Consider the following 15414-nt stretch of genomic DNA (forward strand, 5'->3'; position numbering starts at 1 on the left):
CCGGACGGCGCGGGCGCCCGCCCTACACTGGTCCCGTGCTGCCGACCCTCGCCGACGTGCTCGCACTCCCCGCCGTCCAGCGCGCGCGCCCGAAGGTCGTGGTGGGCGCCGACCGCCTCGGCGTGGCCGTGCGGTGGGTGCACATCGCCGAGGTCACCGACCTCGCCCACCTGCTGCGCGGCGGCGAACTCGTGCTCACCACGGGGATCGCCATGCCCGACGACCCCGCCGCGCTGCGCCGCTACGTCGACGACCTCGCCTCGGCGGGGGTCAGCGGCATCGCGGTCGAGCTGGGCCGCAAGTACGCCACCGACCTGCCCGCCGCGCTGCTCGACGCCGCGCGCGACGCCGGGGTGCCGGTGGTCTCCCTGGAGCGCGAGGCGCGGTTCGTGGAGATCACCGAGGCCGTGCACGTGCGCGTGGTCAACCGGCAGCTGGAGGAGCTGCGCGAGTCCGAGCGGCTGCACGAGGTGTTCACCCGGCTCTCCGTCGAGGGCGCGCGCCCCGCGCGGGTGCTGGAGGAGGTCGCCCGGCTGTCCGGCTGCCCCGTGGTGCTGGAGAACCTCACCCACCAGGTGCTGGCGTGCGACCTCAACGGCGAGGAGCCCGGCACGCTGCTCGCCGCGTGGGAGGCCCGCTCGCGCGGGGTGCCCGCGGTCCCGCGCACCGTCCACGACCCGGCCACCGGGTGGCTGGCCACCATGGTCGGCGCGCGCGGGCAGGACTGGGGGCGGCTCATCCTCATCTGCGGCGCCGCCCCGGCCCCGCGCCAGACCATGCTGGTCGAGCGCGCGGCCACCACGCTGGCGCTGGTCCGGCTGCTGGAGCGCCACCAGGAGAGCCTGGAGCGGCAGACCCACCGCACGATCATCGCGGGCATCCTCGACCGCGCCTACTCCGACCCCGAGGAGGCGCTGGTGCGGGCCGGCGCCGTCGGCGTCCCGCTGAGCGGGCGCACGCTCATCGGCCTGGTGCTGCGGCTCGGCGAGGGCGGCACCGGCCTCGCCGCCCAGGCCCGGTTGGCCGACAGCGCCGAGGGCGTCGCCCGCGCCTGCCGCGAGCTGCGGCTGCCCGCGCTGGTGGGGTCGGTCGACGACCTGCGGGTGGGGGTGCTCCTGGCGCTGCCGCCGCGCGAGGGCGCCGACGGCTGCCTGCACCGGCTGGCCGAACGGGTCCGCGAGCGGATCGGCGCCGGGCCGGTGCTCGCCGTGGGGTCGCCGACCGACGACATCCGCCAGGTGCGGCGGTCGTTCCTGGAGGCGCGGCAGGTCGCCGACGTCGCCGTGCACCAGGCCGACGACCGCCCGTTCTACCGCCTGCCCGACCTGCACCTGCGCGGCCTGCTGCACCTGTTCCGCGACGACGAGCGGCTGCAGACCTACGTCGAGCGCGAGGTCGGCCCGCTGCTGGCCTACGACGCCCGGCACGGCACCGACCTCACCGAGATGCTGCGCTGCTACCTGGGCGCCGGGCGGAACAAGGCGCTGGCGGCGGCCAACGCCCACCTGTCGCGGCCGGCGTTCTACGAGCGGCTGCGCCGGATCTCGCACGTCCTCGGCTCCGACCTCGACTCCATCGAGACCTGCCTGTCGCTGCACGTGGCGCTGCTGTCGCTCGACTCGGTGCGCGACCGGCTCCCCCGCTGAGCGGCCCGCCTAGACGATCGCCATGGCCACGCCGGGGGCGTAGACCAGCAGCAGGAACCGCGCGGTGCGGGTGACCATGGTGACGGCGAGGAACGCCGACAGCGGCATGCGCACCGTCCCCGCCAGCACGCTGACCACCATGAACGGCGGGATGCTGGAGAACGAGCTGATCCCCACCAGCCCCGCCGTCCACAGCGGGCGGCCCTGGGCCCGCGCGCGCAGCCGCTCGGCGCGCTCGGTCCACTTGCCGCCCTTCTCGGCCCGGCGGGCGAGCCACGGCAGGTTCAGCGCGCCGCGCCCGAGGTAGTAGTAGGCGACCTTGCCGAGGGTCTGGCCGGCGCCCGCCCCCACCGCCATGGCGAACAGCGCCCCGTCGGCGGTGAGCGCCGCGGCGCCCACCAGGTACACCTCGACGTTGAGCACGGGCACCAGCGCCGACACCAGGCCGAACAGCGCGGCCAGCGCGGTCTCCGTCACGTGCGGCTCCCGGTGGGCGAGGGCGCGGCTAGTTCTCGGCGGCGGCGAGCTGCCCGCAGGCGCCGTCGATCTCCTGGCCGCGGGTGTCGCGGACGGTGACCGGGACCCCGTGCGACTCCAGCACGCGGACGAACTCGCGCTCGTCCTCGGGCCGCGACGCGGTCCACTTGGAGCCGGGCGTGGGGTTGAGCGGGATGAGGTTGACGTGCACCAGGTGGCCGCGGAGCAGCCGGCCGAGGAGGTCGGCGCGCCACGCCTGGTCGTTGATGTCGCGGATGAGCGCGTACTCGATGGACACCCGGCGGCCGGTGGTGCCGGCGTAGCGCCAGGCGGCGTCGAGCACCTCGTCGATCTTCCACCGGTTGTTCACCGGGACCAGCTCGTCGCGCAGCTCGTCGTCGGGGGCGTGCAGCGAGATGGCCAGGCGCACCTGCATGCGCTCGGCGATGAGCTTGTCGATGGCCGGCACCAGGCCGACGGTGGAGACCGTGACGCCCCGCTGGGAGATGCCGAGGCCCTGCGGGACGGGGTCGGTCATGCGGCGCACGGAGTCGAGCACCCGCCGGTAGTTGGCCATCGGCTCGCCCATGCCCATGAACACGATGTTGCTGATGCGCCCGGGGCCGCCGGCGACCTCGCCGCGCGCGAGGTCGCGGGCGACCGCCACGACCTGGTCGACGATCTCACCGGTGGAGAGGTTGCGGGTGAGGCCGTTCTGGCCGGTGGCGCAGAACGGGCAGTTCATGCCGCAGCCGGCCTGTGAGGAGACGCACAGGGTGGCGCGGTCGGGGTAGCGCATGAGGACGGACTCGAACAGCACGCCGTCGAACGCCCGCCACAGGGTCTTGCGGGTCATGCCGTTGTCGCAGGTGATGTGGCGGACCGGGGTGAGCAGCGGCGGCAGCAGCGCCGCGCCGAGCCGCTCGCGGGAGGCCGCCGGCAGGTCGGTCATCGCGGCGGTGTCGGACTCCAGGTGCCCGAAGTAGTGCTGGGCGAGCTGCTTGGCCCGGAACGGCTTCTCGCCGAGGTCGGCGACGACGGCACCGCGTTCGTCGGGGCTGAGGTCGGCGAGGTGGCGGGGGGGCTTGGCGCGCCGCGGCGCGGCGAAGGTGAGCTCGGCAGGCATGGCGTCCAACGTTGAGGTGAGCGGGGGCGGCGCGGGGACGGCGATGCGCGGTACTTTGGGCCTTGTACGGCCTTTCGCGATTTCCCACCGCGGTGCCACCCTTGGGGCACTACGGTTCATACTATGCGGCGCCCGGACACCGGCGCGCGGACGACGCCGGACCGACGACAAGGAGGGCAGGTGGCAGGAGCGCAGGTCCTCCTCGACCAGTTCAGCCCGTACCGCAGCCGCCGCGTCGTCGTCGAGTACGACTCCCGAACCACGGCCGCCTACCTGCTCGACGCCCGCGGCGCCATCCGCGTCCCCGTGTGGCTGGCCAACCACGGCATGGCCCCCGACACCGGCGACCCCAGCGGCCTGTACGAGGGCGAGGCCCCGCTCATGCCCGCCGCTCACACCAAGCACCCCCAGGGCCGCGCCCCCTTCGACGCCGACCGGCTGCGCGCGGTCTGGTTCGAGGAGGGCGACGGCGTGGCCCTGCTCGACGACGACGGCCTGCTCGCCATCATCCCCGGCTGGGCCGAGGCCGACAGCGGGCTCCCGGGCTACGCGCGCGAGGCCATCGGGCGCAGCCCCTACGCCTGGGCGCTCGACCCGGTCGCCGCCCAGCTGTGGCCGCGCGTGGTGCACGCCGAGGCGTACTGGGACTGGCGGTCCTCCCCCAGCGCGTGGCGCAGCGTGCAGCGGACCGTGTTCAACCACCTCACCCGCACCGTGGGACCGGCCGGCCACTACTGGGACGTCTCCGACGGCCACGCCCCGCTGATCCGCGTCTCGGAGCGCCCGCCCACCGCCGACCGCCCCTACACCGTGCTGAGCACGGTGGGCATGTGCGGCCAGCGGATGCCCACGCTCGACCGGTACATGGCCGACACCTCCGCCTACGCCCGCGTGGAGCTGGCCCTGGCCACCACCACCCCGGCGCACGTGGCGGCCCGGATCTTCCGCTGGATCGGGGCGTTCCCGTGGCGGGCGGTCACCTGGTTCGGCGCCGGGCACAGCGTGAAGTGGCTCGACAACCCCGAGGACGCCGCCATGCGCGGCGGCAACTCGGCGGTGCTGCTGGTGTCCGACCCGGCGGCGCTGCCCGGCGCCGAGGGCCACCTGCCGCCCGACACCTCCGGCCTGACCTTCCACGGCGACCCGGTGTCGTGGCTGTGGATCGTGCCCATCACCCGCCCCGAGCACCTGTTCGCCAAGGAGCACGACTCCGCCACCCTGATCGACAAGCTCGCCGCCGAGGGCCGCGGCTGGGTGCTCGGCGGCTGACCGCGCCCGGCCGCGCGCCGCCCTCCTCCCCACCCCCGGAGGCCCGCCGTGTCCGACACCGCCGCCCTGGCGCACACCCTGCTCACCGCCCTGTTCGGTACGGCGGCCGCCGGATACCTGGTGCTCGCCGTCCGGCCGCGCCTGGGCTGGGACCTCACCAGATGGCGCTACCGCGACCCGGCCGCCGTGGAGCCGAGCAGGGCCGTGTTCGCGCTGCGGCGGGCGCGGTCGGTCGTCCTGTGCTGCGTGATGGCCGCGGCGGCGGTCGCCCTGGGGACCGCGCGGGCCGAGTTCGTCGGCGCCTTGTCGGCGCTGTCCGCCCTGTGAGGCGCGGTGCGCGGCCGCGGGGCGCGCGCGCCGGAGCGGGGGTGGCGGCGGGCCGGCGGGTGCCGCCGGCCCGGGGTCACGGCACCAGCAGGGTCAGCACCACCCACGACACCGGCCCGCCGATGAGCAGGGAGTCGACCCGGTCGAGCAGGCCGCCGTGCCCCGGCATGAACCGGCCCATGTCCTTCAGGCCGAGGTCGCGCTTTGTCAGCGACTCGATGAGGTCGCCCACGGTGGCGGCCAGCACCACCGCCACGCCGAGGACCAGGCCCGCCCAGATCGGACCGTCGAGCATGAGGTCGACGGTGACCGCCCCCGTGATCATGCACGCCAGCACCGACCCGCCGAAGCCCTCCCACGTCTTGTTCGGGCTGATGACCGGCGCCATGCGGTGCCGGCCCATGGTGATCCCGGCGAAGTACCCGCCGATGTCGCTGCTGATGGTGACGAGGATGAACGCGACCAGCCGCTCCTGGCCGTCGCCGGGGGTGGCGATGAGCAGCTGCCAGGTCCCCAGCAGGAACGGCAGGTACACCAGCGCGAACATGCTCGCCCCGGCGTCGCGCACGTAGCCGTCGGCGCCGTCGCGCAGCCGCCACGACAGCGCGACGATCCCGGTCAGCGCGGTGGCCCCCACCAGCCACGGCGCGCCCCCGAGGTAGGCGCACGCCTGCATGGCGATGCCGCCGACGAGCAGCGGGGGCAGCGCGACGCGGGCGCCCCGCAGGGCGACCGCGCGCTTGAACTCGCGCAGCCCCAGCAGCACGGCGGCGGAGGTGATGGCGATGAACACCGCCGGGAACGGGTAGATCGACACGAACACGAGGGCGCCCAGCGCCACCCCGCTCGCGATCGCCAGCGGCAGGTTGCGGCCCGCGCGGACCGGTTCGCCGTTGGGCTTGGTCAGCACGAACCGCCGGTCGCCGGGCTCGCCGCCGGCCGGCGCCCCCGGCGCGTGCGCGCCGTTGAGCGACGCGTCGGCGACACCGTTGAGGGCGCCGTTCGGCGCGGCGTCCGCAGCGGGCCCGGCGGGGTCGCCTGACGCGCCCGCGCCGGGGGCGGCGGGGCCGGTGGGGGGCGCCGGAGCCGGGGGCGGGTCGGCGGCGGGCGGGCCGGCGGCCGACCCGCGGTCGTCCCTCCGCTCGGATCCGGGCTCGGAAAGCGACACAGACCTAGACCTCGAGCAGTTCGGATTCCTTGTGCTTCAGCAGTTCGTCGATCTGCCCGACGTACTTCTGGGTGAGCTCGTCGAGCTCCTCCTGGGCGCGGCGGCCCTCGTCCTCGCCGATCTCGCCGCCCTTGACGGCCTTGTCGAGGGCGTCCTTGCCGTGCCGGCGCACGTTGCGGATGGAGACCTTGCCGTCCTCGGCCTTGGTCCGCACCACCTTGACGTACTCGCGGCGGCGCTCCTCGGACAGGTCGGGGAAGACGACGCGGATGACGTTGCCGTCGTTCGCGGGGTTCACCCCGAGGTCGCTCTCGCGGATGGCCTTCTCGATGGCCTGCGCGGAGCCGCGGTCGAAGGGCGACACGACGACCATGCGCGGCTCGGGGACGGAGAACGACGCGAGCTGGTTGATGGGGGTGGGGGCGCCGTAGTAGTCCGCCACGATCTTGTTGAACGTCGCGGGTCCCGGCCGTCCGGTGCGGATCGCGGCGAAGTCCTCCTTCGCGACCACGACGGCCTTCTCCATCTTCTCCTCGGCTTCGAGGAGTGTCTCTTCGATCATTGGGGCTCCCGTGTGTCGCAGTGGTCCGTCTGTCCGAGGTGTGCGCGCGTCAGGTGGCGGTCGGGCCCACGATCGTGCCGATCTTCTCGCCCCGCACGGCGCGGACGATGTTGCCCTGGCCCATGAGGTCGAAGACGACGATCGGGAGTCCGTTGTCCATGCACAGGCTCACCGCGGTGGCGTCCATGACCTTGAGGCCGCGGGTGAGCACTTCGTTGTAGCCCAGCCGGTCGAACCGGACCGCGTTGGGGTTGCGGTGCGGGTCGGAGTCGTAGACCCCGTCGACCTGCGTGCCCTTGAGGACGGCCTGCGCGCCGATCTCCAGGGCGCGCTGCGCCGCCGTGGTGTCGGTCGAGAAGAACGGGGCGCCCAGGCCGGCGCCGAAGATGACCACGCGGCCCTTCTCCAGGTGGCGCACGGCCCGGCGCGGGATGTACGCCTCGGCGACCTGGCTCATGTGGATGGCCGTCTGCACGCGGGTCTCGACGCCCAGGCGCTCCAGGAAGTCCTGGAGGGCGAGGCAGTTGATGACGGTGCCGAGCATGCCCATGTAGTCGGCGCGGCCGCGCTCCATGCCGCGCTCGGCCATGGCGGCGCCGCGGAACATGTTCCCGCCGCCCACGACGACGGCGACCTCGATGCCCTCCGATACGGCCGAGGCGACCGCCTCGGCGACGTACTGGACGACTCCGGGGTCGATGCCCAGTTGCTCGCCTCCCGCGAAGGCTTCACCCGACAGTTTGAGAACGACGCGACGCCAGCTCGAATCATGCATGGCGGGGGCGTCTGCGGTGGTATGACCTTCGATCTCCGGCACGGCGCTCGGCCTCCTTCTGGTTCCCCCGAGTGGTACAACGGCGCGCGGTCGCCACCCGGGACCGGGCGGAACCGCGCCTTATCCACCGAAGGTGCCGGGGCGAGTACTCCTACCCCGGCACCTCCATCATGTCAAAGGTCTACGACTGCCCGACCTTGAAGCGGACGAAACGACGCACGGTGACGCCGGCCTCGTCCACGACCTTCTGGATCGTCTTCTTGTTCTCCTTCACGAACGGCTGCCCCAGCAGGGTGGCGTCCTTGAAGAAGCCGTTGACGCGGCCCTCGATGATCTTGGGCAGGGCCTGCTCGGGCTTGCCCTCCTCGCGGGCGGTGGCCTCGGCGATGCGGCGCTCGTTCTCGACGATGTCGGCGGGGACGTCGTCCTTGCCCACGTACTTGGGGGCGAGCGCGGCGATCTGCTGGGCGAGGTCGCGGCCGACCTCGGGGGCGGCCTTGTCCAGCTCGACCAGGACGCCCATGGTCGGGGGCAGGTCCGGGTCGGACTTGTGCATGTAGCTGGCGACGTAGGCGCCCTCGAAGCGGGCGAAGCGGCGCAGCTCCAGCTTCTCGCCGATGACGGCGCTGTTCTCCTCGATGACCTGGCGCACGGTCTTGCCGTCGGCGTACTCGCTGGCGAGCAGGGCGTCGACGTCGGCGGCCTCGCTGCGGGCGACGAAGTCGGCGATCTCACCGGCGAGCTGCTGGAACTTGTCGTTCTTGGCGACGAAGTCGGTCTCGCAGTTGATCTCGACGAGGGTGGCCGAGGTGTCGCCGTCCTGCTTGAGGACGACCAGGCCGTTGGCGGTGGTGCGCTCGGCGCGCTTACCGACGTCCTTGGCGCCCTTGACGCGCAGGAACTCGACGGCCTTGTCGAAGTCGCCGTCGTTCTCCTCGAGCGCCTTCTTGCAGGCCATCATGCCGGCACCGGTCAGGTCGCGCAGCTTCTTGACGTCGGCGGCGGTGTAGTTCGCCATAGTCTTCTCTGATTCCCTAGAAGTGGGTCGACGGGGTCTCCAAGGGGCCCTCCACGCGGGCGGCGGGGCCGCCCGCGTGGAGGGCCGGACACGGCCTTCGGCTCAGGCTTCCTTCGGAGCCTCGGCGTCGGCGGCCGGGGCCTCCTCGGCCGGAGCCTCGGCGGGGGCGTCCTCGGCCGGGGCGTCCTGCGCCTCGGCGGCGGGCGCCTCGCCCTCGGCGGCCGGGGCCTCCTCGGCCGGAGCCTCGGTGGCGGTGTCCTCGGCCGGGGCCTCGGCGGCGGCGTCCTCGGACTTGCCCTCGAGCAGCTCGCGCTCCCACTCGGCCAGGGGCTCGTCGGCGGCCTTCTCCTCGCCGGCGGAGGCGCCGGAGCGGGCCAGGAGGCCGTCGGCGACCGCGTCGGCGACCACGCGGGTCAGCAGGCTGACGCTGCGGATGGCGTCGTCGTTGCCCGGGATCGGGTAGTCGACCTCGTCGGGGTCGCAGTTGGTGTCGAGGATCGCCACCACCGGGATGTTCAGCTTGCGCGCCTCGCTGATCGCGATGTGCTCCTTCTTGGTGTCCACGATCCACACCGCGCTGGGCACGCGGGACATGTCGCGGATACCGCCGAGGGTGCGCTCCAGCTTCTCCTTCTCGCGGCGAAGGCCCAGCAGCTCCTTCTTGGTGAGACCGGAGGCGGCGACGTCGTCGAAGTCGATCTCCTCCAGCTCCTTGAGCCGCTGGAGCCGCTTGTGGACGGTCGAGAAGTTGGTGAGCATGCCGCCCAGCCAGCGCTGGTTCACGAAGGGCATGCCGACGCGGCGGGCCTGCTCGTCGATGGCCTCCTGCGCCTGCTTCTTGGTGCCGACGAAGAGGATGGTGCCGCCGTGGGCGACCGTCTCCTTGACGAACTCGTAGGCGCGGTCGATGTACGCCAGCGACTTCTGCAGGTCGATGATGTAGATGCCGTTGCGCTCGGTGAAGATGAAGCGCTTCATCTTCGGGTTCCAGCGCCGCGTCTGGTGCCCGAAGTGGACGCCGCTCTCGAGGAGCTGGCGGATCGTCACGACTGTGGCCATGACCGGGTCCTCCTTGGTGCGGCGGGCCGGGGCCCGCCTCGGTTGTTCCTGACGCCCCGGCCGCTCCGCCGCACCACCGGAGGCGGTGCGGACCGTGAGAGCGGCCCTTCTGTGGAGAAGCACGAGGGCGTGCGTAGTAGTCGGCTCGCGTGAGCCACAGAAGATTCTAGCCGTGATCGCGGGTCGGCGAAGCCATAGCGACCGCCGCCCAAACCTGTCAAGAACCCCACCCGTCACCGACCCCTATCCCCCGACCCCACAACCGCCCCACACGTCCCGCCCACCCCGGGGTCCACCCGTCGCCCCGCACGCCCACGGTCCCGATCCGTCCACAGGCGGGGAATTCGCGTGGACGCGGGGACGGGCGGCCGCGCACGCTGGACGTATGTGGAAGATCGTCCGGCTCCTGCCCCTGATGCTCGCCGTGTCCCTGGCCGTGGCACCCGCCGACGCCGCGTACGGCGACACCGTCGCGCGCCCCGGCCCCGGCGGCGGGCCGTGGCGTGCCCCGCTCGACGGACCGGCCGTCGTCCTACGGGCGTTCGCGCCGCCGCCCGAACCCTGGCGGGCCGGGCACCGAGGCGTCGACCTCGCCGCCGAGCCCGGCGCCGCCGTCCGCGCGGCCGGTGCCGGGGTGGTGGCCTTCGCGGGACGGGTGGCGGGCATGGGCACCGTCAGCGTCGACCACGGGGATCTGCGCACCACCTACCTGCCGGTTCGGGCCGAGGTGGCCCGGGGCGACCCCGTCGCGGCCGGAGACCGCCTGGGCACCGTCGTCGCCGATCCCCCGCACTGCGGCACCCGCATCTGCCTGCACTGGGGGCTGCGGCGGGGCCGCGACTACCTCGACCCCATGGCCCTCATCGGACGCGGCGGCGTCCGGCTGCTCCCCCTCTACGGGCCTCCGCGTGCCGGCGGCCCGGAAGGTGTCCCCGGCACCCTCTCGCGGCCAGATTCCGACGGGCCGCTGCCGCGCGACCATGCGCCGCCCGCTCGTGCGGCGTCGTCCCGCAGCCGCTGATTCGGGTGGCTGCTCCGACCACTCCGGCCGCTCCGACCGACCGCGCCCACGGGGCGGGCGGCGGTGCGAGCGGCGGGGTGGGGGCGCAGTCGGCGGCCATGGCCGCGCCCGCCTTCAGGCGGGCCGCTTCCGGATGCGTCCGTCACCTGGAACCGGCGTCGCAGCTCGTCACGCTCGGGGGTGGGCCTGGTTGTAGGTCCGCGTCAGGCGCTCGATCGAGACGTGCGTGTAGATCTGCGTGCTGCGCAGGGACGCGTGGCCGAGGATCTCCTGGACGCTGCGCAGGTCGGCGCCGCCGTTGAGCAGGTGGGTGGCGGCGCTGTGCCGCAGCCCGTGCGGGGCGATGTCGGGGCCGTCGCCGTCGGCGCCCATGTGCGCGTGCACGTCGCGGCGGGCCGAGCGCGGGCCCAGCCGGCCGCCGCGCGCCCCCAGGAACAGCGCCGGGCCGCTGGTCTCCGTGGCCCAGCGCGGGCGGCCGCCGCGCAGCCACCGCTCGACGGCGTCGAGCGCGGGGGCGCCGATCGGCACCACGCGTTCCCGGCCGCCCTTGCCCCACACGCGCACGGTGCGGCGTTCGCGGTCGACGTCGTCGATGTCGAGGCCGCAGAGTTCCGCCACCCGTACCCCGGTGGCGTACAGGACCTCGACCACGGCGTGGCGGCGCAGCAGCGCCGGATCGTCGGGGTCGGAACCCTCCGAACCCTCGGTATCGGAGCCAGGGCCGGGGCGGGCGAGGGCGGTGGCGGCCTGCGCCTCGTCCAGCACGGTGGGCAGCGGGCGGTGCGCCTTCGGCGTGGCGAGGTGCGGCCCGGGATCGTGCGGGAGCCGACCGGTGCGGTGCAGGTGGTCGGTGAAGACGCGGACGGCGGCGATGCGGCGGGCGATGGTGGCGCGGGACGCCCCGGAGTCGTGCAGGGCGGACAGCCAGCCGCGCAGCGCGGTGACGTCGAGGTCGGCGACCGCGCGCCCGGTGGCGTCGAGGTGGTCGAGCAGGCCCCGCACGTCGGCCAGGTAGGCGCGCACGGTGTGGGGCGACCTGTCGACCGCGACGTGGCGGCGGAAGTCGGCGAGCAGGTCGGCGTGTTCCGGGCGGCTTGCGCTCATGCGGCGCCGGAGGTGCCGGAGGGGCCGCCCGGTCCGGCTGTTCCGGAAGAGGCGCGGGGCAGCGCGGCGATGGCGTCGATCTCGATCAGGAATCGGGAGTCGATCAGCCCGCTGACCTCCACGAGCGTTGCGGCGGGGCGCGGCTGGAACACCAGGAACTCGTTGAGGACCTGCCGGACGGACTGGAGGTCGGCGACGTGGCGCACGTAGTAGGTGAGCTTGACGACGTGCCGCAGATCGGCGCCGTGCCGCTCCAGGGCGACGGCGATGTTGCGGAAGACCTGACGGGTCTGCTCGACGGCGTCGCCGTCGGCGACACTCCCGTCGGGCGCCTGAGGGGTCTGCCCGGAGACGAACACGAGCGGGCCGTCCGCCAGGAAGGTGTCGCTGTAGTTGCTCGCCATGCCGCAACACTACCCAGGCCGCCCCCGCCCGTCCCCTGTACTTCGGCCCCGATCCGCACTCCCCGGCATGGGGTGCGCGGCGGCGGATGCGCTCGGTGCGGAATCGGCCGGGCGCCGTCCGGGGGCGCCCCGAGTCGGAACACCTCGGGGCGCGGCCGGGGCCGTCGCAGAGCGGTCACCGCGTAGGAACGGACCCCGGACGGGTACGCCAACCGGTCCGGCCACGCTCGATGAACCCTCCGGCGGCGAGCAGGCCCAGTCGGCCCAAGGTGGTGTCGAGGTCGAGACCGGTGGCCGTGGCGACGGTGGCGGCACCCGCACCGCCGCGTTCGGGGACGGCGTCGAGGACGCGGCGGGTCGTGGGGTCGAGTGCGTCGGCGGCCATCGCGGTGGCGGTACCGGGACGCAGGCCGTCACCGATCGGCCCGACCTGTTCGGCCACGTCGGTGGCGTCGGTGACGCACGCCGCCCGCCACTCGCGGAGCAGGCGGTGGCAGCCGGCCGAGAGGGCGGACGTGACGGGACCGGGGACGGCCATGACGACCCGGCACAGGTCATGGGCGTGCCGCGCGGTGTTCAGCGCGCCGCTGCGCAGCCCGGCCTCGACCACGACGGTGCCGGGGGTGAGGGCGGCGATGACGCGGTTGCGGACCAGGAACCCGTGGCGAGTGGGGGTCGTGCCGGGCGGGTGCTCGCTGACCAGCGTGCCGCGGACGGCGATGTCGGCGAACAGGCTCTCATTGCCCCGGGGGTAGGCGAGGTCGAGACCGCAGGCGAGGACGGCGACGGTGGGGGCGCCCCCGGCGAGCGCGCCGCGGTGGGCCGCGGCGTCGATACCGTAGGCGCCGCCCGACACGGCCGAGTAGCCGCGTTCGGCGAGGTGGCAGGCGAGGTCGCCCGCGACGTGCAGACCGTAGGCGGAGGCGGCGCGTGAACCCACCATCGCGACCGAGCGCAGGCAGGCGTTGCGGAGGTCGTGGGCACCGCGCACCCACAGGGCGTAGGGGCGGCGATCGGCGAGTTGGTCCAGGCGGCCGGGCCATTCGGGGTCGCCGGGGATGACGACGCGGGTGCCGATGTCGGCGGCCGCCGACATGAGCGCGTCCGGATCGACGCGGGCGGCCGCGGCACACCAGCGGACCCACCGGTCGGCGAAGGCGGTGGGGCGGACGCCGTCGGGTGGAGGTGGCACTGGCCCGGCGGCACGGAGCCGCCGCCAGAGGTCGACCGCCCCGAGGGCACCGAGCAGCCGCCCCATGGCCGGATCCCCGGTGTCCGCAACAGCGGTCAGGCACGCCCGAGCGATCCCCTCGCAGACGCTCCCGTCCCCCGGCGCTCCCCCGACCGGGACGGTGGACGCGACCGAGGCCGAGGCCGGGTCCGCGACCGAGGGGGGCTCGGCGGCCGAGGCCGGCCGACCGGGCGGATCGCTCGGCAGGCCGGAGGACAACGACCCAGGATCGGCGCGGGCCTCCACCTCACCCACCGCCGACACCACCCGCCCCGGCGCCGCATCCGCACGCGGCCCCAGGGCCCCGCCGAAATCCGATGGGCGACCGGGCGGAGCCCCGGAGACCTCCGGGCCGTCCTCTTGCACCGGAACGGAGGAGACCGCCGGGCTGTCCGGTTGCACCGGAACGGAGGGCACCGGGCCGGTCGGGAACGCCGCCGGGGCGGCGGGTCGCGCCGAGTCGCCGCATGGCGGAACGGCGGTGGGGTCGTCCCGCCCGTGGGGGACGGCATCGGGGCGGCGGACGACGTTGGCGGACGGGCCGGCGGGCGATGCTGCGTGAGGGGTGGGGGAAACCGAGTCGACAGGCACCGGCGGGTCGGTGGGCGGGGGCGGGTCGGTGGGGGTCATGGGGTGCGTCCGGACCAGAGGGCGAAGGCGAAGGCGGTGTCGTCGATGCCGGGGCGGTCGCGTCCGGCCAGGTCGCACAGGGTCCATGCCAGTCGGATTGTGCGGTCGACGCCTCGGGCGCTGATCTCGCCGCGTTCGAGGGCGGCGCCGAGGATGCGCAGGGCGGCGGGGTCGACGGGATGGTCGCGCCGCAGGTCCGATCCGGGGATCTCGGCGTTGGTGGTCCACGGGGTGGCGGCGAGGCGGCGGGACGCGCGGTCGCGGGCCTGGACGACGCGTTCGGCCACGGTCGCGGAGGATTCGGCGTAGGCCCGGTCGGCGAGCAGTTCGGCGTGCGAGACGGGATGGAGCTCGACCTTGAGGTCGACCCGGTCGAGGAGAGGGCCGGAGAGGCGGCCGAGGTAGCGGCGGCGCTGCGGTGAGGAGCAGGTGCAGGCGTTGCCGGAGCGCCCGCAGGGGCAGGGGTTGGCGGCGAGGACCAGCAGGAAGCGCGCGGGGAAGCAGACGGTGGCGGCCGAGCGCGACACGATGACCTCGCCGCTCTCCAAGGGTTGGCGCAGGGAGTCGAGGACTCCGCGCCCGAACTCGGGCGCCTCGTCGAGGAAGAGGGCTCCGCGGTGGGCGAGCGAGACGCACCCCGGACGGAGGCGGGTACTGCTGCCGCCGCCCACGATGGCCGCGCGTGTGGCGGTGTGGTGCGGGGCGCAGAAGGGTGCCTGGGTGATGAGGGGTTCATTCTTGGGGAGGGTGCCCGCGACCGAGTGGACGGCGGTGACCTCGATCGACTCAGCGCGGGTGAGCGGCGGCAGGACGGTCGGCAGCCGCTCCGCCAGCAGGCTCTTCCCGGTACCGGGCGGGCCGACCATCATCAGGTGGTGGGCGCCCGCCGCGGCGATCTCGACGGCACGGCGGGCGATCGGTTGGCCGAGGACCTCGGAGAGGTCGGGGCGGCGTGCGGGCCGCGACGTGCCCGGGCCGGGCTCCGGCTCGTCGTCGATGAACGGGATGGTGACCGGGTCGCCGCGGATGCGGGCGAGGAGTTCGCCCAGGGTGGCGACGTCGATCACCTCGACGTCGGGCACGAGCCGGGCCTCGGCCGCGTTGCCGCGGGTGACGACGAAGGAGGTGTGGCCCGCGCGGACGGCGGCGAGCACGGCGGGGAGCACCCCGTCGACGGGGCGGGTGCGCCCGTCCAGGCCGAGTTCGGCGAGGAACACGGCTCCGTGGATGGCTTCCGCGGGGATGGTCCCGTGAGCACCGAGGATGGCGGTGGCGATCGCGAGGTCGAAACCGCTGCCGCGCTTGGGCAGGCTCGCCGGTGACAGGCTGACGGTGATGTGCTCCTCGGGCCAGGACTCCCCGGAGTTGACGACGGCGGCGCGGATGCGGTCGCGGGCCTCGCGCAGCGCGGTGTCGGGCAGTCCGACGAGGGTCAGCCCGGCGGGGCCGCTGCCCAGGTGCGCCTCGACCTCGACCGTGTGTCCGTCGACGCCGAGCAGCGCCACGGAGCGCGTGCGCGCCAACCCCATCGCTCCCCCTCCGTCCCCGGCGCCGCGCCGGCGTTCGCCGTCCCTGTCGGGCCTTCGCTCTCCCGAAT

Annotated in this window: 15 protein-coding genes; 4 read left to right on the forward strand and 11 right to left on the reverse strand. The window is 74.4% G+C overall.

The annotated features are described in order from the left end of the window. The first annotated feature begins 35 nt into the window (after positions 1-35). A complete protein-coding gene (locus NT8_RS05550; RefSeq protein ID WP_067964948.1) occupies positions 36-1646 on the forward strand; it encodes a PucR family transcriptional regulator in 1611 nt (536 codons plus the stop codon). A 9-nt stretch (positions 1647-1655) separates the two neighbouring features. Here the strand turns inward: NT8_RS05550 and NT8_RS05555 are convergent, their stop codons facing one another. Next, positions 1656-2123 carry a VTT domain-containing protein gene (locus tag NT8_RS05555; RefSeq protein ID WP_067964950.1) on the reverse strand — a complete coding sequence of 156 codons (468 nt, stop codon included), beginning with the start codon at positions 2121-2123 and terminating at the stop codon, positions 1656-1658. Between the two features lie 28 nt (positions 2124-2151). Next, positions 2152-3249, reverse strand: coding sequence for a 23S rRNA (adenine(2503)-C(2))-methyltransferase RlmN (gene rlmN / locus NT8_RS05560; protein ID WP_067964952.1), 1098 nt, complete (start codon positions 3247-3249; stop codon positions 2152-2154). Between the two features lie 180 nt (positions 3250-3429). Between rlmN and NT8_RS05565 the strand changes: the two genes are divergently transcribed. Then, the gene (locus tag NT8_RS05565) at positions 3430-4518 is read left to right on the forward strand and encodes a suppressor of fused domain protein (protein WP_067964955.1); all 1089 of its coding nucleotides are present in this window, start codon (positions 3430-3432) and stop codon (positions 4516-4518) included. A 48-nt stretch (positions 4519-4566) separates the two neighbouring features. Further along, positions 4567-4845, forward strand: a complete 279-nt coding sequence (locus NT8_RS05570) for a hypothetical protein (RefSeq protein WP_067964957.1) — start codon at positions 4567-4569, stop codon at positions 4843-4845. A gap of 76 nt (positions 4846-4921) precedes the next feature. On the opposite strand, the gene NT8_RS05575 is transcribed toward NT8_RS05570, so the two are convergent. From NT8_RS05575 to rpsB, 5 genes are all read right to left on the reverse strand, one after another. Next, complete coding sequence (locus tag NT8_RS05575; protein WP_369406284.1) at positions 4922-6013, reverse strand: phosphatidate cytidylyltransferase; 1092 nt, start codon at positions 6011-6013, stop codon at positions 4922-4924. 4 nt (positions 6014-6017) lie between these two features. After that, entirely contained in the window at positions 6018-6575 is a 558-nt protein-coding gene (frr, locus tag NT8_RS05580; protein WP_067964958.1) for a ribosome recycling factor, read from the reverse strand. A 49-nt stretch (positions 6576-6624) separates the two neighbouring features. After that, the gene (gene pyrH, locus NT8_RS05585; protein WP_067964960.1) at positions 6625-7350 is read right to left on the reverse strand and encodes a UMP kinase; all 726 of its coding nucleotides are present in this window, start codon (positions 7348-7350) and stop codon (positions 6625-6627) included. Positions 7351-7531: 181 nt separating this feature from the next. Continuing rightward, positions 7532-8368, reverse strand: coding sequence for a translation elongation factor Ts (tsf, locus tag NT8_RS05590; protein ID WP_067964962.1), 837 nt, complete (start codon positions 8366-8368; stop codon positions 7532-7534). A gap of 102 nt (positions 8369-8470) precedes the next feature. Continuing rightward, complete coding sequence (gene rpsB, locus NT8_RS05595; protein WP_067964964.1) at positions 8471-9427, reverse strand: 30S ribosomal protein S2; 957 nt, start codon at positions 9425-9427, stop codon at positions 8471-8473. A 385-nt stretch (positions 9428-9812) separates the two neighbouring features. Here rpsB and NT8_RS05600 point away from each other — a divergent pair, with 385 nt between their 5' ends. Beyond that, positions 9813-10448 (forward strand): peptidoglycan DD-metalloendopeptidase family protein, encoded by a 636-nt coding sequence (locus tag NT8_RS05600; protein WP_245646040.1) that lies wholly within the window; start codon positions 9813-9815, stop codon positions 10446-10448. Between the two features lie 168 nt (positions 10449-10616). On the opposite strand, the gene NT8_RS05605 is transcribed toward NT8_RS05600, so the two are convergent. The 4 genes from NT8_RS05605 to NT8_RS05620 form a co-directional block, all read right to left on the reverse strand. After that, positions 10617-11552 carry a tyrosine recombinase XerC gene (locus NT8_RS05605; RefSeq protein ID WP_067964966.1) on the reverse strand — a complete coding sequence of 312 codons (936 nt, stop codon included), beginning with the start codon at positions 11550-11552 and terminating at the stop codon, positions 10617-10619. Then, a complete protein-coding gene (locus tag NT8_RS05610; protein WP_067964968.1) occupies positions 11549-11956 on the reverse strand; it encodes a RidA family protein in 408 nt (135 codons plus the stop codon). Before NT8_RS05610 ends, NT8_RS05605 begins: the two co-directional genes overlap by 4 nt. A 175-nt stretch (positions 11957-12131) precedes the next feature. Then, a complete protein-coding gene (gene dprA / locus NT8_RS05615) occupies positions 12132-13214 on the reverse strand; it encodes a DNA-processing protein DprA (RefSeq protein ID WP_157515548.1) in 1083 nt (360 codons plus the stop codon). A 599-nt stretch (positions 13215-13813) separates the two neighbouring features. Further along, positions 13814-15346, reverse strand: coding sequence for a YifB family Mg chelatase-like AAA ATPase (locus NT8_RS05620; protein ID WP_067964970.1), 1533 nt, complete (start codon positions 15344-15346; stop codon positions 13814-13816). Positions 15347-15414: the final 68 nt, after the last annotated feature.

Origin of the sequence: Nocardiopsis trehalosi NBRC 14201 (assembly GCF_001552555.1) — a bacterium.
Classification (GTDB): Bacteria; Actinomycetota; Actinomycetes; order Streptosporangiales; family Streptosporangiaceae; genus Nocardiopsis_B; species Nocardiopsis_B trehalosi.

What these genes read in the sequence shown, in the direction of transcription:
- NT8_RS05600 (WP_245646040.1), top strand. Translation starts at nt 9,813, where the DNA reads ATGTGGAAGATCGTCCGGCTCCTGCCCCTGATGCTCGCCGTGTCCCTG.
- NT8_RS05605 (WP_067964966.1), bottom strand. Translation starts at nt 11,552, where the DNA reads ATGAGCGCAAGCCGCCCGGAACACGCCGACCTGCTCGCCGACTTCCGC.
- dprA (WP_157515548.1), bottom strand. Translation starts at nt 13,214, where the DNA reads ATGGGGCGGCTGCTCGGTGCCCTCGGGGCGGTCGACCTCTGGCGGCGG.
- tsf (WP_067964962.1), bottom strand. Translation starts at nt 8,368, where the DNA reads ATGGCGAACTACACCGCCGCCGACGTCAAGAAGCTGCGCGACCTGACC.
- NT8_RS05620 (WP_067964970.1), bottom strand. Translation starts at nt 15,346, where the DNA reads ATGGGGTTGGCGCGCACGCGCTCCGTGGCGCTGCTCGGCGTCGACGGA.
- pyrH (WP_067964960.1), bottom strand. Translation starts at nt 7,350, where the DNA reads ATGCATGATTCGAGCTGGCGTCGCGTCGTTCTCAAACTGTCGGGTGAA.
- rlmN (WP_067964952.1), bottom strand. Translation starts at nt 3,249, where the DNA reads ATGCCTGCCGAGCTCACCTTCGCCGCGCCGCGGCGCGCCAAGCCCCCC.
- frr (WP_067964958.1), bottom strand. Translation starts at nt 6,575, where the DNA reads ATGATCGAAGAGACACTCCTCGAAGCCGAGGAGAAGATGGAGAAGGCC.
- NT8_RS05610 (WP_067964968.1), bottom strand. Translation starts at nt 11,956, where the DNA reads ATGGCGAGCAACTACAGCGACACCTTCCTGGCGGACGGCCCGCTCGTG.
- rpsB (WP_067964964.1), bottom strand. Translation starts at nt 9,427, where the DNA reads ATGGCCACAGTCGTGACGATCCGCCAGCTCCTCGAGAGCGGCGTCCAC.